Origin of the sequence: Streptococcus cristatus (assembly GCF_003943505.1) — a bacterium.
In the GTDB taxonomy this organism is placed as follows: domain Bacteria; phylum Bacillota; class Bacilli; order Lactobacillales; family Streptococcaceae; genus Streptococcus; species Streptococcus cristatus_E.
Genome location: NZ_RJPS01000001.1, coordinates 351654 through 367894 on the forward strand (window position 1 = coordinate 351654; position 16241 = coordinate 367894).

Below are 16241 nucleotides of genomic sequence, written 5' to 3' on the forward strand. Positions count from 1 at the left end.
TTTAATCACTCAAAAAACCTGCTCAGGAAGGGCATTAGATCCTTCCTAAACAGGTTTTTATAGTTCTTTGATTTCTTTCATATAGCCTGCTGTGATGATATCAGCGGGCAGAGCCACAATGGCGATTCCTAAAAAGGAAGAAATCATGGTAATCATTTTCCCAGTAGTTGAAACTGCATAAATATCACCATAACCAACCGTCGTCAGGGAGATGGTCGCCCAGTAGAGGGCGTCAAAAAAATTAGAAAATGTGCTGGGCTTGACATTAAAAATGATAAGGGCAGAAATGAAGATATAGCCGAGAGCCAAAAGACCCACGATCATCAAACTGTCCTTCTGCTTTTTTAAGACATTGGTCAATATTTGAACATTTTTAGAATAGCGAATAAACTTAAAGACCCGCAAGATACGAAGCATGCGCAAAATCTTAAAGAGCCGCAAACTATTATTTAACAAAAAGAGAGAAGACAAAATGCAGAGCAAATCAGCCAGCGCCAGAAAGGTAAAAGGATAGAGGAAAAAAGAAAGCTTCCCCTTTCCCAATTTATAATCAGCCGTTAGAAGCCGAAGAATGTAGTAAATAATAAAAATAATCGTTGACACAAAATCCAACCACATGAAGTCCGGTGTGACTTTTGGTGGTCAGGGGGATCAGGCTGACAATAATAGTCAGGAACATAAAGACATCATAGGCTTTTTCAATCGCATTTTCCTTTTGATGGGGCTCAATGATCTGAAATAAAGTCTTCCTTGTCATCCTCAACCTCACTTTTTTAAACTTGCTTTCATTCTATCTGTTTTTAAAAATAAGTCAGGGTCAAGCCGCAAAGATTTTCTTCATTCTCCTTCGTCGGTTGCTTTCAAAATCCCTTGAAAATGGTATAATAGATAGAAACGTGTCTAGAACACAGAAAAGAGCGTTGGAGAGTAAATGATTATGGCAACTTACAATCACAAAGAAATCGAGCCCAAGTGGCAGAAATACTGGGCTGAGCACCATACATTCAAGACAGGTACGGACAAGGACAAGCCTAACTTTTATGCGCTGGATATGTTTCCTTATCCATCAGGAGCTGGTCTGCACGTAGGACACCCTGAAGGCTACACAGCGACGGATATCCTCAGCCGCTACAAGCGCGCGCAAGGCTACAATGTCCTTCACCCAATGGGTTGGGATGCCTTTGGTCTGCCAGCCGAGCAGTACGCTATGGATACAGGCAATGACCCGGCTGACTTTACAGCAGAAAACATTGCCAACTTCAAACGCCAAATCAATGCACTTGGTTTTTCTTATGACTGGGACCGGGAGGTTAATACAACTGACCCCAACTACTACAAGTGGACCCAGTGGATTTTCACCAAGCTTTATGAAAAAGGTCTGGCTTATGAAGCTGAAGTCCCAGTAAACTGGGTTGAAGAGCTGGGAACTGCTATCGCCAATGAGGAAGTTCTGCCAGACGGCACATCTGAGCGCGGTGGCTATCCAGTTGTCCGCAAACCAATGCGCCAATGGATGCTGAAAATCACAGCCTATGCAGAACGTTTGCTCAATGACTTGGAGGAGCTGGATTGGCCTGAGTCTATCAAGGACATGCAGCGCAACTGGATCGGTAAATCAACCGGTGCTAATGTAACCTTCAAGATTAAGGATACAGATAAGGACTTCACCGTCTTTACGACTCGTCCGGACACCCTTTTTGGTGCGACCTATGCTGTTTTGGCTCCAGAGCATGCTCTCGTTGATGTCATTACAAGTACAGAACAAGCCCAGGCAGTAGCAGACTACAAACACGCAGCCAGCCTCAAATCCGACCTAGCTCGGACTGATTTGGCTAAGGAGAAGACCGGTGTCTGGACAGGAGCCTATGCCATCAATCCTGTCAACGGCAAGGAAATCCCCATCTGGATTGCCGACTATGTGCTTGCAAGCTACGGAACAGGTGCCATCATGGCCGTTCCTGCGCATGATGAGCGCGACTGGGAGTTTGCTAAGCAGTTTAACTTGGAGATTATTCCGGTTCTAGAGGGTGGCAATGTTGCTGAAGCTGCTTACACAGAAGACGGTCCGCATATTAACTCTGGCTTCCTAGATGGCTTGGACAAGGCTGCCGCTATTGAGAAGATGGTTGCTTGGCTGGAAGCAGAAGGTGTCGGAAACGAAAAAGTCACCTATCGCCTGCGCGACTGGCTCTTTAGTCGTCAGCGCTACTGGGGTGAGCCAATTCCAATCATTCATTGGGAAGATGGGACTTCAACGGCTGTTCCTGAGAGTGAATTGCCACTTGTCTTGCCTGTAACCAAGGACATCCGCCCTTCAGGTACTGGTGAAAGCCCTCTGGCCAATCTCACCGACTGGCTGGAAGTGACTCGCGAAGACGGTGTCAAAGGACGCCGCGAAACCAATACCATGCCTCAATGGGCTGGTTCTAGCTGGTATTACCTGCGTTACATTGACCCACACAACAATGAGAAATTAGCAGACGAAGAGCTGCTCAAGGCTTGGCTGCCAGTTGATATTTACATCGGTGGCGCGGAGCATGCCGTGCTCCACCTCCTCTACGCTCGCTTCTGGCATAAATTCCTCTATGATATCGGAGTGGTTCCGACCAAAGAGCCCTTCCAAAAACTCTTTAACCAAGGAATGATTCTGGGGACTAGCTACCGTGATAGTCGCGGTGCTCTGGTGGCGACTGACAAGGTCGAAAAACGTGATGGTTCTTTCTTTAACATCGAAACGGGAGAAGAACTGGAGCAGGCGCCTGCCAAGATGTCTAAGTCTCTGAAGAATGTGGTCAACCCAGACGATGTGGTGGAGCAATACGGTGCTGATACACTTCGTGTCTATGAAATGTTCATGGGGCCGTTGGATGCATCCATCGCTTGGAGCGAGGAAGGTCTGGAAGGCAGCCGCAAGTTCCTAGATCGTGTCTACCGTTTGATTACAAGCAAGGAAATCGCTGTGGATAACAATGGTGCTCTCGACAAGGTCTACCATGAAACAGTCAAGGCTGTCACAGAGCAGATTGAGGAGCTCAAGTTTAACACAGCTATTGCTCAGCTCATGATCTTTGTCAATGCAGCCAACAAGGAAGAAAAACTCTATGTCGAATATGCCAAAGGCTTTATCCAATTGCTAGCGCCTTTTGCACCGCACTTGACTGAAGAACTCTGGCAGGCAGTCGCTCAAACTAGCGAGAGCATTTCCTATGTAGCTTGGCCAACTTATGACGAAAGCAAGCTGGTCGAAGCAGAGGTCGAAATCGTAGTCCAAATCAAGGGCAAGGTTCGTACTAAGTTAGTCGTAGCCAAGGATCTGAGCCGTGAAGAACTGCAAGAAATCGCTCTGGCAGATGAGAAAATCAAATCCGAAATCGCCGGCAAAGAAATTGTAAAAGTGATTAGTGTTCCAAATAAACTGGTTAATATCGTAGTAAAATAAGCAGTTTGGTGCAACATTATAGTGATTAGAAAAAAGAGAGCGGGACAGAAATCGGTAATTCGCTAGAATTCGATTTCGTCGTCCCACCTCCGCACAGTTGAGTAGGGCTGTAAACGTTGATGAAATCAGCGTAGTAGAGCCCACTCAACCACTGCGTCTTGCTCGACAATCCAAAGACAATTGAGAGACTAGGACTTTTGTCCCACTCTCTTTTTTGATAAGAATTTTCCCTTAAATCGTCGGACTTTTCTCATTTTCCGACTTTCACTTGCCTTCCTCATTCTTTTTATTTATAATCATTATAAATAAAAAGAAAAGAGAAAAGAGAAAAGAGAAAAGAGAAAAGTTTCAGAATGGAAGAACATAAGATTGACAAAAATTTTAGCGGACGCCTAAATATTTTGCGGGCTGGGGTTTTGGGAGCCAACGATGGTATTATTTCTATCGCAGGGGTGGTCATCGGAGTGGCCAGTGCGACGGAAGATGTTTGGATTATCTTTCTATCTGGTCTGGCTGCTGTCTTTGCCGGTGCATTTTCTATGGCAGGCGGGGAGTATGTATCCGTCTCCACTCAGAAGGACACTGAGGAGGCTGCAGTAGCTAGAGAGCGAGAACTCTTGGAAAAGAATCCCGATATTGCCAGACAGTCCCTCTACGCCTCCTACGTCCAAAATGGTGAGTGCGAGACTTCTGCCCAACTCTTGACCAATCGCGCCTTCTTGCAGGATCCGCTCAAGGCCTTGGTCGAGGAAAAGTACGGCATTGAGGTCGAAGAGTTCACCAATCCTTGGCACGCAGCCATATCCAGCTTTTTAGCTTTTGCCGTAGGTGCAATTTTCCCTATGCTGACCATCGTTCTGCTTCCGGCTGCCTATCGGATCCCAGCGACCGTCCTTGTTGTAGCTCTTTCCCTCTTGGGAACCGGCTATACCAGTGCAAAATTGGGGCAGGCACCCATTAAAAATGCCATGATCCGTAACCTCACTATCGGACTTTTGACCATGACTGTTACCTATCTCCTAGGCCAGTTCTTCTCAATTTAAAAGAAGAACTATTCAGGCCAGAATAATAAAAAGATTGAAAAGAAATTATTTTCTCTTCAATCTTTTTTGTTTTAAACTTAGATTAGTTTTGGCCAAGAGCAGCTGCCATTGTTGCTGCAACTTCTGATTCGAAGTCGTTAGCTGCTTTTTCAATACCTTCACCAACTTCAAAGCGAACAAACTCAACTACTGAAGCATTCACTGATTCAAGGTAAGCTTCAACTGTCTTGCTATCATCCATGATGTAGACTTGTGCAAGAAGTGTGTAAGCTTGGTCAACTTTAGTGTTGTCAAGCAAGAAGCGATCCATTTTACCTGGGATAATTTTGTCCCAGATTTTTTCTGGTTTGCCTTCAGCAGCCAACTCAGCTTTGATATCCGCTTCAGCTTGTGCAATCACTTCGTCAGTCAATTGAGCTTTAGAACCGTATTTCAAGTGCGGAAGTGCTGGCTTATCAACCATAGCGCGGCTTTCATTGTCTTGATCGATAGCATGGTTCAATTGTGCCAATTCATCTTTAACAAATTGCTCGTCCAATTCTTTGTATGAAAGAACAGTTGGTTTCATCGCTGCGATATGCATAGAAATTTGTTTAGCGAGAGCGTCATCGCCACCATCAATCACTGATACAACACCGATACGGCCACCATTGTGTTGGTAAGCACCGAAGTGTTGAGCATCAGTCTTTTCAACCAAAGCAAAACGACGGAATGAGATTTTTTCTCCGATAGTTGCAGTTGCAGATACGTATGCAGCTTCAAGAGTTTCACCTGAAGGCATTGTCAATGCAAATGCTTCTTCGTTGTTAGCTGGCTTGCCTTCTGCGATTACTTTTGCAGTAGCATTTACCAATTCAACGAATTGAGCGTTTTTCGCAACAAAGTCAGTTTCAGCGTTGACTTCAACGATAGCTGCAACGTTACCATCCACGTAAACGCCTGTCAAACCTTCAGCGGCAACACGGTCAGCCTTCTTAGCTGCTTTTGCCATACCTTTTTCGCGAAGCAATTCAATCGCTTTTTCGATGTCACCATCAGTTTCAACCAATGCTTTCTTAGCGTCCATGACACCAGCACCAGATTTTTCGCGCAATTCTTTTACAAGCTTAGCTGTAATTTCTGCCATTTTTCTTCTCCTATGTTTACTATTTTTAAATAAAGGGGCCGGGCTGAGCCCCGCCCCTTTAGGTTAATTGACTTATGAAAATTATGCGTTGTCGCCTTCTACAACTTCAACGATTTCTTCGATTGAGTCTGCTTGAGTTTCAGTTGCAGCAAATTCTGCTTCAACAGTCGCTACAGCGTCCTCACCTTGACGACCTTCAATAACAGCATCAGCCATTTTCGCAGTGATCAATTTAACGGCACGGATAGCGTCGTCGTTAGCAGGGATAATCACATCGATATCGTCTGGATCAGTGTTTGTGTCAACCATCGCAACTACTGGAATACCAAGTTTCTTAGCTTCCTTAACAGCGATTTGCTCTTTATGAGGGTCAACGATGTACATTACATCTGGGATACGAGGCATATCTTCGATACCACCCAAGAATTTTTCAAGACGAGCACGTTGTTTGTTGAGAAGTGCTACTTCTTTCTTAGGAAGAACTTCGAAGATTCCTTCTTCTTCCATACGTTTGATTTCTTTCAAACGAGCAACACGTTTTTGGATAGTTGTCCAGTTTGTAAGAGTTCCACCCAACCAACGGTGGTTGATGTAGTATTGACCAGCACGTTCTGCTTCTTCTTTTACAGCTTCAGCAGCTTGCTTTTTAGTACCAACAAACAAGATAACTGCATCGTTTGCAGCTGCATCACGCATGAAGTCGTAAGCTTGATCTGCGTATTTTACAGTTTGTTGAAGGTCGATAACGTGGATACCGTTACGCTCAGTGAAGATGTACTTAGCCATCTTAGGGTTCCAGCGACGAGTTTGGTGACCAAAGTGAACACCAGCCTCAAGAAGTTGTTTCATTGAAATTACTGCCATGAGTAAATTCTCCTTTTTGTTTTTTCCTCTCTTAGATTTCAGCTCGCAGAGCTACCGATCGGCAACGGCTCCACAATTCATCTAAAATGAGTATTTCTGCCGTTTAAACGGCATCTACTATCATATCAAATTTTCTAGCTTTTGACAAGTCTTTGGGCAGTATTTTCTCGCTTTGATTCAGCCCATCTGCTAGCCATCCTTCAAGAAATTCTCACTTAAGTCGGGTCAGGCTCTTGACGAACAGGCCATTTTAAGGTAGAATAGTAAGAGTTGTGGCGGTATAGCCAAGTGGTAAGGCACGGCTCTGCAAAAGCTTGATCGTCGGTTCAAATCCGTCTACCGCCTTTTTTATCGGTTTAAATCCGACTTTATACTAACCAAGAGGCTGGGACAAAAGTCCTAGCCTCTCAATTGTCTTTGGATTGTCGAGCAAGACGCAGTGGTTGAGTGGGCTCTACTACGCTGATTTCATCAGCTTTTACAGCCCTACTCAACTGTGCGGAGGTGGGACGACGAAATCGAATTCTAACGAATTACCGATTTCTGTCCCACTCTCTTTTTTGTTTGTCTTTTTTACATCATTGGTCAAGTTTAATGAATTGCAAAGATACCAGAATGACCAGCTTTTATCTAACACCTCAGCGCTGCTAACAAAAAAGAGCGGAAAGTGCTTTCCGGCTCCTTTTCATGCATTCAAAAATTATAATTCAGCAATTTGGCTGAGGTTGACTTCTGCAACCGTGTCATTTCCAAACATAGAGATAATCATCTTGACCTTATTATTGTCAATTTCCGTGATTTTGCCAGTATAGTTAGCAAAGGCACCGTCAATGATGCGAACTGTATCGCCCACTTTGACATCCAAGTCAAATTCTTGAACTGTTTGTCCCATAGAAATCAGAATGCTGCGGATTTCTTCTTCCAAGAGCGGAGTTGGTTTCGAACGGTTTCCGTGTGAACCTACAAATCCAGTTACGTTTGGTGTATTCCGCACGACAAACCAAGCTTCGTCCGTCATGACCATCTCAACCAAGACATAACCTGGGAAGCGGTTTTCTTCGACTTCCTTGCTCTTGCCGTTTTTCTCGACTTGCACGGTCTGAGTCGGAATTTCCACGCGCAGGATATTCTCCAGCATATTATAGGTCTGGGCACGTTGCAAGAGATTTTCCTTTACCTTATTTTCATAGCCTGAGTAGGTTTGCAGTACAAACCAGCCTTTATCAAAACTGTCCATGTTTTGTCCTTTCCTAAATAAAAAAGCCTAGGGCTTCTGCTTGATATTCTAGCCTTATTATACCATAAAATCTAAAATTACAAAGCATTTTGATAAATATTTTACAGACAAAAGAGAGTGGGACAAAAATCGGTCATTCGTCAGAATTCAATTTCGTCGTCCCACCTCCGCACAGTTGAGTAGGGCGTAGAGCCCACTCAACCACTGGTCTTGCTCGACATTCCAAAGACAATTGAGAGGCTAGGACTTTTGTCCCAGCCTCATCTTTCTTATGAAAACATATTGATTATGCGGAAGAGACCGCTGGCAACCACCTTATCAAAAATATAGATGACAACAGCAAAGAATGCTGTGTATTCCATTACGGAAAGGAAATCAGTCCATCTTTCTTTACGGGTAGGCCAAGTTGTATCTCGTAGCAAAACGAAAACATCTTTAATGAATTTCACAACTATCTCCTATCTGGTTTCTTTATGCAGCGTATATTTACTGCAGTGTTTACAATATTTGTTCACTTCTAGACGCGTAGGTTTTGGAGTGCTACTAAGTTTGATTGAGTAGTTTCGTGACCCACAAACTGTACACGCTAGACTCGCTTTTTTTAATGCCATGACGCCTCCATTCCCCTTATTATAGCAGTTTTCTACTTCTTTGACAAGCTGTTTGGACGATTAATGGAACCAGCCAGTAATGGTATCCCATAGATTTTTGGCTTTTTCAGTAATCCCAGACTCATCGATAGCTTTCTTGGCATCATCTACCAGGTTTTGCGCTCTTTCTTGGACTTCTTTCAAAAAGTCTTTATTTTCGCTAGTCGTATTCGTTTGACCAGTACCGTAGGTATCGACTGGGGAAATTCCATTTTCAGCATAAGCATTTTTCTGACCCGAGAAGGATGTTCCTTCCGTATAAGGCAGGATGGTGTTGGCTACATTGCGGAAAATAGCCGAAGCTTCATTGGCACTCGTACCAGTCAGATAGTGAGTTTCATCCGTCTTAGGGAAGCCCAACCATTGGCTGATAACCACATCTGGTGTGTAGCCGATGACCCACTGGTCTCCTGACAAATCAGGGTTAAAGTCAGTCTCTGTCGTTCCTGTCTTTCCAGCCATTGTATAGCCATACGGAGCCGCATAGACTCCCGTTCCATTTGAGAAGGTTCCCAGCATCATACTGGTCATCTTTTCTGTGGTTGAGCGATTGAGAACGCGGGTAGAAGTCTGCCGGTGGGTTTTGACAACCTGACCACTAGCATTTTCTATCTTGGTGATAAGATGGGCGTCATTCATAACTCCATCATTCGCAAAGACTGAATAGGCTTGGGCCATCTGAAGTGGATTGGTCGTCACGCCGCTTCCCAGAGCCACACCTAGATTCTGTTCTACCTTGTCCATATTAAGACCAAACTTTTTGCCGTATTCAAAGGCCTTGTTCACGCCTAATTCATCCACCGTTGAAACCGCGGGGATATTGAGGGATTCAGCCAAGGCTTGATACATTGGAACCGTCGGTGAACTTTGGATATTGCCGTAGTTATTAACCTTATAGTCACCAAAAACTGTCCGACTATTATCTAGTTCCTTATCCGTTGACCAGCCGGCTGCTATAGCTGGACTGTAGGCCACCAAAGGCTTGATGGTTGAGCCTGGGCTACGAGCAGACTGGGTCGCATAGTTGAAAGTCCGAAAAGCAGAGCCATCAGCACTGTTGACACGACCGACCAGAGCCCGAACACCACCCGTCTTGGGATCCAGCGCTACGCTTCCGGACTCGGCCCTCGTCCCGTCTTCAGCCAGTGGGAAGAGATCGACATTGCTATAAATAACCTGCATGCTGGCTTGGTAATTTTGGTCCAATTCGGTGTAAATCCGATAGCCGTTGTTGACGATTTCTTCCTCCGTCAGACCGTAATCATTGACCGCTTCATTGATAACCGCATCAAAATAAGATGGGTAACGATAGTCTTCTGACTTACCTTCGTAGGCATCGACTAGCTGGCCTCCAATGCCAATCGTCGCAGCCTGATCCGCCGTCGCCTGATCAATGTAACCTGCCGCTACCATATTTTGAAGAACGGTGTCACGACGATTGGTCGCATTCTCAATTGAATACAGGGGATTATATAGCTCTGGTCCTTTGAGCATGCCAGCTAGGACCGCTGATTGATCTAGGCTGAGCTGACTGGCAGATACACCAAAATATTTCTTGCTGGCATCTTCCACGCCCCAAACCCCATTTCCAAAATAAGAGTTATTGAGGTACATGGTCAAGATTTCCTGTTTGCTGTATTTTTTGTTAATTTCTAAAGCTAGGAAAAATTCCTTAGCCTTACGCTCAATGGTCTGATCTTGAGAAAGATAGGCATTCTTGGCCAGCTGCTGCGTGATGGTCGAACCACCACCAGAGCGCCCCGCAGTCAAAATAGCTAGAAAGAAGCGACTGTAGTTAATCCCGCCATTCTTATAAAAAGAACGGTCTTCTGTCGCAATCACAGCGTTCTGCAAGTCCTGACTAATCGCGTCTAATTCGACATAGGTTCCCTTTTGCCCAGACAAGCTGCCCGCTTCGTTTCCATCCTTATCATAGATCAAAGTCGTGGCTTTAAGAGCATTCTGCAAGTCTTTGACATTGGTCGTCTTGGCTACATAAAAAAGATAGCCACCAACCACTAGACCAAAGGTCAAGCCGAGAATCAAGAATATCTTGGTCAGATGGAACCTGCGCCAAAAGCGGCGGAAGGGATGCTGAGACAGGGGCTTCTTACGATTCTTACCAGAGCGGCTATAGCTAGGTTCAGGTGTCTCGCCTTCCAACTCCTCAGCAACTTTTTTCTGAGGATGATCCGTTTTAAACATATTGACTAATTTTTCAAATATATCATTTAATTTCTTCATAAAACATATTTTATCACCTTATCCATGCAGACACAAGGCACGACTCCGCTACTTTCTACTCCTTTTAGCTTTCTTTAAGGAAATAGCAGATCTGCTTTCCTCTTTCCAACGAAGCATTTCCAAATGGGCTAGTTTTTGCTACAATGAAAACATGAAATTTACTATTACCATTCCCGCAAGTCTACCTTCAATGACCATCAAAGAATTACTAGAAGGCCAACTGCTCATTCCTCGTAAGATTCGTCACTTTCTCCGAACCAAGAAACATGTCTTGGTCAACGGTGAGTCCATCCATTGGCAAACTTTGGTCAAGCCTGGCGACAGCATTCAACTGACCTTTGACAAAGAGGACTATCCAGAAAAAGAACTACCTGCAGGCCAGCCTCATCTGGTCGAGGAGCTTTATCAGGACGAGCATCTCATCATCGTCAATAAGCCCCACGGCATGAAAAGCCATGCCAATGAGCCGACGGAAGTCGCTCTGCTCAATCATGTTTCAAGCTATGTCGGCCAAACCTGCTATGTCGTCCACCGACTGGACAAAGAAACCAGCGGCGCTATCCTGTTTGCCAAAAATCCCTTTGTCCTCCCCATTCTCAACCGCCTCTTGGAAAACAAAGAAATCTCCCGCGAATATTGGGCCCTTGCCCAAGGGAAATTCCCCAGCAAGACCATCGTATACAAAGATAAAATCGGACGCGACCGCCATGACCGACGGAAACGCCTCGTTGATCCGAAAAAGGGGCTCTACGCCGAGACTCATGTAGCCCGACTCAAGGACTTTGGCAACACGACTCTGCTCAAATGTCAATTGAAAACAGGACGGACTCACCAAATCCGCGTCCATCTCGCCCATCACGGCCATCCCATCATCGGTGACCCTCTCTACCATCCCCAACCCCAAGGTCGCCTCATGCTCCATGCCCATCGCCTAACATTGACTCATCCATTCAGCCTAGAAACCATCAACGTGGAAGCACCGTCAGAGAGTTTTGAAGCAGAAATCAAACGGCACAGAAGCAAGGCTAGAAATCGATAGCTTGCCTGATTGCCGAGTCTCCAAGGCTAGCACTCCAGACACTCAACTAGCTGCAGCCTCTAGAAGAGTCAGATTTTTTACCAAAAAATATAAGTAGCTTCAAAGACGATTCCCTACCGGACATCGTCTTTTTCTTCTCCTCTAATTAGCAACTTAGCACGCCAGATACAAACAAGCATCTACCCGTTCTTTATAGATCATCTACCTTGTGTCAAATTGATTTCCAGTCCATACTTGACTATTAGTTCTTACTGCTACAAGCCCCGACCCGCTTTGAATCATCCTATCTGACCAAAGAATAATCACAAAGTCATAAGAAAAAGCTCAGCTAGGCTGAGCTTTTTGATTATTGATTTTTAAAACGTTCTACATCACGCGCAATGACTAACTCTTCATCTGTCGGGATAACCAGAACTCTGACTTTAGCAGCTTCTGTTGAAATATCTCCTGTAGCACCAAAGAAATTCTTCTCTGGATCAACATCGCAGCCAAACCAAGAGATCCCTTCGATAACCATGCGACGGATAGTCACAGAGTTTTCACCGATACCAGCTGTAAAGATAATGGCGTCTGCTCCATTTAAAACAGCTAAATACTGACCAATGTATTTTTGAATGCGATCCACAAAAATTTCATTTGCCAATCGTGCCTTTTCATCACCCGCACGCATAGCTTCATGAATATCGCGCATATCACTTGATTTCTCAGAAACGCCCAACAGTCCAGATTCACGGTTCAGAATTCGACTAATATCTTCTGGAGTGTTAAAGTCATCTGTATGCTGCATCAAGTATGGAATAATCGCTGGGTCGATGTCACCTGTACGTGTTCCCATCATAACTCCACCAAGAGGAGTGAAGCCCATAGAAGTATCCACTGAGCGCCCCTTATCAACTGCTGTGATGGAAGCACCGTTTCCGATGTGGCAAGTGATTAGTTTCAATTCTTCAATCGGTTTACCCAAAAGTTTTGCAGCTTCGTGGGCTACATACTCATGGCTGGTTCCATGTGCTCCGTATTTACGGACCTTATTTTCAGTGTAGTACTTAGTTGGCAATGGGTAGCGATAAGCTTTTTCTGGCATAGTTGTGTGGAAAGATGTATCAAAAACAGCCACACTGGTAATGTCTGGAAGAATTTCCTTGAAAGCACGGATACCGTCAGCATTGGCAGGATTGTGTAGAGGAGCTAGCAGGGACAACTCTTCAATCTTTTTCAACACATCGTCCGTCACAAGAGCTGATTCCTTGAAATACTCGCCTCCAGCTACGACACGGTGCCCAACACCTGTGATTTCATCATAAGATTGAATAATTTCAAATCGTTTCAAATCATCCAATAAAATTTTCACAGCTTGTGTATGGTCAGCAATATCTAAGGTTTGGCGTTCAGAACGACCATCAAATTTAACCGTAGAGATTGAGTCCTTGAGACCAATCCGCTCAATCAAACCTTTAGCCAGCACCTTTTCTTCTGGCATTGAATAAAGTTGCCATTTTACACTCGAACTTCCAGCATTGATAGAAATAGTTTTTGACATCTCGTCACCTCTTTAAGCGTTTTCAAACTATTATATCAGAAATTTGTTCGAATTTCACTAACTTTGACCCAGTTTTGAAAACTTTCACGAAACTTTAAGATTTCATCCTGACTCTGCAAGTCCTTCAAAGGGTAGATAAACGGCTGGATGTCTGATTCGCATTGTTTTCGCAGGACAAATAGTGTCTTGGCACTCTGACGGCTTGCGAAAATCTTTTCTGGCAGGGAAATCATTGCCAAGAGCTGAGCGCTAGACAGTAGCCATTTTTTCAGCAGGTGACTTTGAGGGCTCGTCAGCAGATTGTTTGGCGCGAGAAAGATAGCATAGCCCCCCGGTTTCAAATATTTTAACGATTGCTCCATCAAGAGATGATGGGCGTAAGTATGCTCGTCTGGACTGGCAACTTCATAACGAGCCGCCACGGCATCATCTGGATAATAGCCCACTGGCAAATCACTGACAATCAAGTCGCTTTCTTTCAGAACCTGAGGCCGCACCGCATCCCCTTGAGCAAAGTGTGCCTTAGAATTCATAACTTCGGCAATGCTAGCAGACAAATCAATCAGCAAGTCGTCAATTTCTAGGCCTAGATAATCCATATTCTTTTGCGTGTGGTTGAGCAGAGTCTCTGCCAAATTGCCTGTCCCACTGCCAACCTCCAGCAAATCAACTCTCTCGTCTTGGACCAACTGGTCAATCAAAAAACTCAGCAAGAAGCCGACCGAATCAGGTGTGAACTGATGATTGGCTTGGAGTGACTCTGTCTGAGAAGCCTTCATAAAAATAAACTGATAGGCCCGCCGCCACTCTTCCTTGGTCAAATGCAGGGCACGAAGCTTGTCATTATTTTTCAGAATTTCTTGTAAGTCTGTATCTCCATCTAGATAAATCCCATTTTGCTCAATCAGGGCATCATAAAAATTAGTTCCCAGCGCATTTTGGATATTTTGCACATTTTCTAAAAGCAGGTAAAAAGCTCGTTCTATTTTTTCAAATTTCATGGCATCCTCCGTTGTCTTATGATACCAAAAAGAAGCCCTCTTTCCAAGGGCTATAGGATTACAAATCTTTTACATTTATATTAGTTGTTTGTCTTGTCAGTTGAAGGAGGGGCCTCTTTATTTTTTTTACTTTCTTTAGCATTTTTGAAGTCTTTGCCATCTTGAGCCTTCTTCTCTGGCTCCTTCTTGCTCTCAAAATAGAAAGAATAGCTCTTCTGATTGGCGAGTTGGCTGCTGACCTCCAGCATGTTTCCCTGCCTGCGATAATGGGTGCTCCCTTGGTCGAAGGCTAATTGCCCGCTCTCCTCTGTGGCAGTCTCCTTGGTCAAAACGGCCAAGGCATAGGCTTCTGTCCGCTCCCGATTGGCTTGAAAGAGACGCTGATTGGCTACCTGCCGATTCAGATAAAATTGCAAGAGCAAGCTAAAGACCGCTGCCATAAAGAGGGCATAAAGCAAGATGCCCGCCTTAACTTTTATCTTGAACACGATAGATGTACTCTCTTTCTAAATCATTGTCAAACCGGAAGCGAAAGCGAACTAGGTCCCCCTCCTGACTGACCGGAGCAGCTTTAAGTCCATAGATCATGGGCTGATAGCCACGTCCCGAAGCATCCGTCTTTCGGAAATCATCACTCCTAGATTTACCCAAAGCTATATTTTTGCCATCCTGTTTGACGTAGATTTTGTCGTTTTCGACTCGGTCAAATTGGCTGCGCGATAGCTCCGTCTCCAACTGATCGACAAATAAGAGCCATTCCTGCTGCTTATTTTCCTGTTGATGTCGCAGTTCAAAAGCCAGAAGCTTGGTCATCGACTGAAAGACCAACATACCACCGCTCAAGACCAGCAAGGCGACTAGAGTCTCTAAAAGTGTAAAAGCTTTGATTTTAACGTTTTTTAACACTGAGCACCTTCTCCTCCTGATGATAGACGATTAATTGCTGGTCGGTCTTGACCTGGCGGACTGTAATGCCGTTGACCGTCAGATTTTCCTGTCCCGTCTGCATGGCCATCCGAGCAACCCGTAGGACTTCCTCCTCCTGCAATAAACGAGTCTGTTCCTGCCGCGACTGACTAATCTGGCCAAGCAGTAGGCTGGCAATAGCCGCAAAAACCGCCATTGCCACCAGAGCCTCCAGCAAAATGCTAGCCTCCATTCGTCGTCTTTTTAAACTTTCCATTACCCATATAAAGCTGGTAAACAACCTTTTTATCCTCCGTTTGAAAAACAATCTTGCTGAGCGAAGAATTTCCGCCAGCCTGATCAAACTGAATGGTCTGAGGAGCATGTTCCTGCAAAGTCTTGGGAAACTCCACCTGCTGGTAGCCGTTGGAGATGTTGCGCTCCGAAATGGTCAATTTAATCTTTTCATGTCCAGCCATACTTAGCTTTTGGCTCTCCTGATAAAGATGCTCAAATTCCATGAAAAACAGCTGCTCCTGCACTTGATTGAAACCGGCCTGAACAGAGCCAGATAAACCTAATAAAATGAAGCTGACCACAAATAGAGCCAGAAGACTTTCCAGTAGCGTAAAAGCCTTAATCCGCAACTGAGCGAGTTTCACTGCTGTTTTTTCCATAGTAAGCCTTATAGGATGCCACCTGCTTATCAGTAATCCGACCATCAGCAACCAATTTCCCTAGTGTGGCTTTTTCATTAACATTCTTCAATTCATAAAGCTCAGCCTGACTTTCCACCACCTTGACTACAGCTGCGTTGCCCGTATCTGAAACAGCATCCTTCTGCTTAGTCAAATTCGGGACAAACAAGAGCATCAAGACGCTGATGATTAAAAGAACGACTAACATTTCAATAAAAGACACTAAAATTCTCTATCTAATATAAACGAGGGAAAACAAAAACAGACCGACATCGCTGTCGGCCTGCCAAGTCTATCGCTACGGAAAATTTTAAATTTTCCCATTATAACAAAAAAAGCCCCAGCCTTTTCGGCCGGGGGGTAGATTAAAATTTAAGAAAAAATATTTATTTTCCGCAGTTTCCGCTGCGGTTTTTTAGCTCAAATCACCCCAGAGAGTGATGCGATTCCCTGC

Annotated in this window: 16 protein-coding genes, 1 tRNA gene and 1 pseudogene; 4 read left to right on the forward strand and 14 right to left on the reverse strand. The window is 44.6% G+C overall.

The window, feature by feature from the left end:
* Positions 1-57: 57 nt before the first annotated feature.
* Positions 58-757, reverse strand: a pseudogene (locus tag D8792_RS01870) (ion transporter).
* 180 nt (positions 758-937) lie between these two features.
* Between D8792_RS01870 and leuS the strand changes: the two are divergent.
* Positions 938-3439: a leucine--tRNA ligase gene (gene leuS / locus D8792_RS01875; RefSeq protein ID WP_125372663.1), complete on the forward strand. Its 2502-nt coding sequence runs from the start codon at positions 938-940 to the stop codon at positions 3437-3439.
* Between the two features lie 353 nt (positions 3440-3792).
* Complete coding sequence (locus D8792_RS01880; protein WP_125372648.1) at positions 3793-4482, forward strand: VIT1/CCC1 transporter family protein; 690 nt, start codon at positions 3793-3795, stop codon at positions 4480-4482.
* A gap of 82 nt (positions 4483-4564) precedes the next feature.
* Here D8792_RS01880 and tsf read toward each other — a convergent pair whose 3' ends face one another.
* Both tsf and rpsB read right to left on the reverse strand, forming a co-directional pair.
* On the reverse strand, positions 4565-5608 hold the full coding sequence (gene tsf / locus D8792_RS01885; RefSeq protein ID WP_005591546.1) for a translation elongation factor Ts: 1044 nt from the start codon (positions 5606-5608) through the stop codon (positions 4565-4567).
* Between the two features lie 81 nt (positions 5609-5689).
* Entirely contained in the window at positions 5690-6472 is a 783-nt protein-coding gene (gene rpsB, locus D8792_RS01890) for a 30S ribosomal protein S2 (protein WP_015605907.1), read from the reverse strand.
* Positions 6473-6746: 274 nt separating this feature from the next.
* Between rpsB and D8792_RS01895 the strand changes: the two genes are divergently transcribed.
* A tRNA-Cys gene (locus D8792_RS01895) sits at positions 6747-6817 on the forward strand.
* A gap of 355 nt (positions 6818-7172) precedes the next feature.
* On the opposite strand, the gene nusG is transcribed toward D8792_RS01895, so the two are convergent.
* The 4 genes from nusG to pbp2a all read right to left on the reverse strand — a co-directional run bounded on the left by nusG (position 7173) and on the right by pbp2a (position 10603).
* Positions 7173-7709, reverse strand: coding sequence for a transcription termination/antitermination protein NusG (gene nusG / locus D8792_RS01905; RefSeq protein ID WP_005591544.1), 537 nt, complete (start codon positions 7707-7709; stop codon positions 7173-7175).
* Positions 7710-7978: 269 nt separating this feature from the next.
* A complete protein-coding gene (gene secE, locus D8792_RS01915) occupies positions 7979-8158 on the reverse strand; it encodes a preprotein translocase subunit SecE (RefSeq protein ID WP_005592084.1) in 180 nt (59 codons plus the stop codon).
* A gap of 9 nt (positions 8159-8167) precedes the next feature.
* Positions 8168-8320 (reverse strand): 50S ribosomal protein L33, encoded by a 153-nt coding sequence (gene rpmG, locus D8792_RS01920; protein WP_015605910.1) that lies wholly within the window; start codon positions 8318-8320, stop codon positions 8168-8170.
* Between the two features lie 60 nt (positions 8321-8380).
* Positions 8381-10603: a penicillin-binding protein PBP2A gene (pbp2a, locus tag D8792_RS01925; protein ID WP_125372649.1), complete on the reverse strand. Its 2223-nt coding sequence runs from the start codon at positions 10601-10603 to the stop codon at positions 8381-8383.
* A 151-nt stretch (positions 10604-10754) separates the two neighbouring features.
* Here pbp2a and D8792_RS01930 point away from each other — a divergent pair, with 151 nt between their 5' ends.
* Positions 10755-11642: an RluA family pseudouridine synthase gene (locus tag D8792_RS01930; RefSeq protein ID WP_125372650.1), complete on the forward strand. Its 888-nt coding sequence runs from the start codon at positions 10755-10757 to the stop codon at positions 11640-11642.
* Between the two features lie 346 nt (positions 11643-11988).
* Here D8792_RS01930 and D8792_RS01935 read toward each other — a convergent pair whose 3' ends face one another.
* The 7 genes from D8792_RS01935 to comGC form a co-directional block, all read right to left on the reverse strand.
* The gene (locus tag D8792_RS01935; protein WP_125372651.1) at positions 11989-13182 is read right to left on the reverse strand and encodes an acetate kinase; all 1194 of its coding nucleotides are present in this window, start codon (positions 13180-13182) and stop codon (positions 11989-11991) included.
* A gap of 35 nt (positions 13183-13217) precedes the next feature.
* Positions 13218-14183 carry a class I SAM-dependent methyltransferase gene (locus D8792_RS01940; protein ID WP_125372652.1) on the reverse strand — a complete coding sequence of 322 codons (966 nt, stop codon included), beginning with the start codon at positions 14181-14183 and terminating at the stop codon, positions 13218-13220.
* A gap of 80 nt (positions 14184-14263) precedes the next feature.
* Complete coding sequence (gene comGG / locus D8792_RS01945) at positions 14264-14671, reverse strand: competence type IV pilus minor pilin ComGG (protein ID WP_125372653.1); 408 nt, start codon at positions 14669-14671, stop codon at positions 14264-14266.
* Positions 14652-15089: a competence type IV pilus minor pilin ComGF gene (gene comGF / locus D8792_RS01950; protein WP_125372654.1), complete on the reverse strand. Its 438-nt coding sequence runs from the start codon at positions 15087-15089 to the stop codon at positions 14652-14654. The genes comGG and comGF overlap by 20 nt, the downstream gene beginning before the upstream one ends.
* The gene (comGE, locus tag D8792_RS01955; protein WP_185758381.1) at positions 15073-15366 is read right to left on the reverse strand and encodes a competence type IV pilus minor pilin ComGE; all 294 of its coding nucleotides are present in this window, start codon (positions 15364-15366) and stop codon (positions 15073-15075) included. Before comGE ends, comGF begins: the two co-directional genes overlap by 17 nt.
* Complete coding sequence (gene comGD, locus D8792_RS01960; protein WP_125372656.1) at positions 15332-15766, reverse strand: competence type IV pilus minor pilin ComGD; 435 nt, start codon at positions 15764-15766, stop codon at positions 15332-15334. The genes comGE and comGD overlap by 35 nt, the downstream gene beginning before the upstream one ends.
* Positions 15726-15995, reverse strand: coding sequence for a competence type IV pilus major pilin ComGC (gene comGC / locus D8792_RS01965; protein WP_125372664.1), 270 nt, complete (start codon positions 15993-15995; stop codon positions 15726-15728). The genes comGD and comGC overlap by 41 nt, the downstream gene beginning before the upstream one ends.
* Positions 15996-16241 lie beyond the last annotated feature (246 nt).

What these genes read in the sequence shown, in the direction of transcription:
- leuS (WP_125372663.1), top strand. Translation starts at nt 938, where the DNA reads ATGGCAACTTACAATCACAAAGAAATCGAGCCCAAGTGGCAGAAATAC.
- D8792_RS01880 (WP_125372648.1), top strand. Translation starts at nt 3,793, where the DNA reads ATGGAAGAACATAAGATTGACAAAAATTTTAGCGGACGCCTAAATATT.
- tsf (WP_005591546.1), bottom strand. Translation starts at nt 5,608, where the DNA reads ATGGCAGAAATTACAGCTAAGCTTGTAAAAGAATTGCGCGAAAAATCT.
- rpsB (WP_015605907.1), bottom strand. Translation starts at nt 6,472, where the DNA reads ATGGCAGTAATTTCAATGAAACAACTTCTTGAGGCTGGTGTTCACTTT.
- nusG (WP_005591544.1), bottom strand. Translation starts at nt 7,709, where the DNA reads ATGGACAGTTTTGATAAAGGCTGGTTTGTACTGCAAACCTACTCAGGC.
- rpmG (WP_015605910.1), bottom strand. Translation starts at nt 8,320, where the DNA reads ATGGCATTAAAAAAAGCGAGTCTAGCGTGTACAGTTTGTGGGTCACGA.
- pbp2a (WP_125372649.1), bottom strand. Translation starts at nt 10,603, where the DNA reads ATGAAGAAATTAAATGATATATTTGAAAAATTAGTCAATATGTTTAAA.
- D8792_RS01930 (WP_125372650.1), top strand. Translation starts at nt 10,755, where the DNA reads ATGAAATTTACTATTACCATTCCCGCAAGTCTACCTTCAATGACCATC.
- D8792_RS01935 (WP_125372651.1), bottom strand. Translation starts at nt 13,182, where the DNA reads ATGTCAAAAACTATTTCTATCAATGCTGGAAGTTCGAGTGTAAAATGG.
- D8792_RS01940 (WP_125372652.1), bottom strand. Translation starts at nt 14,183, where the DNA reads ATGAAATTTGAAAAAATAGAACGAGCTTTTTACCTGCTTTTAGAAAAT.
- comGE (WP_185758381.1), bottom strand. Translation starts at nt 15,366, where the DNA reads ATGGAAAGTTTAAAAAGACGACGAATGGAGGCTAGCATTTTGCTGGAG.
- comGD (WP_125372656.1), bottom strand. Translation starts at nt 15,766, where the DNA reads ATGGAAAAAACAGCAGTGAAACTCGCTCAGTTGCGGATTAAGGCTTTT.
- comGC (WP_125372664.1), bottom strand. Translation starts at nt 15,995, where the DNA reads ATGTTAGTCGTTCTTTTAATCATCAGCGTCTTGATGCTCTTGTTTGTC.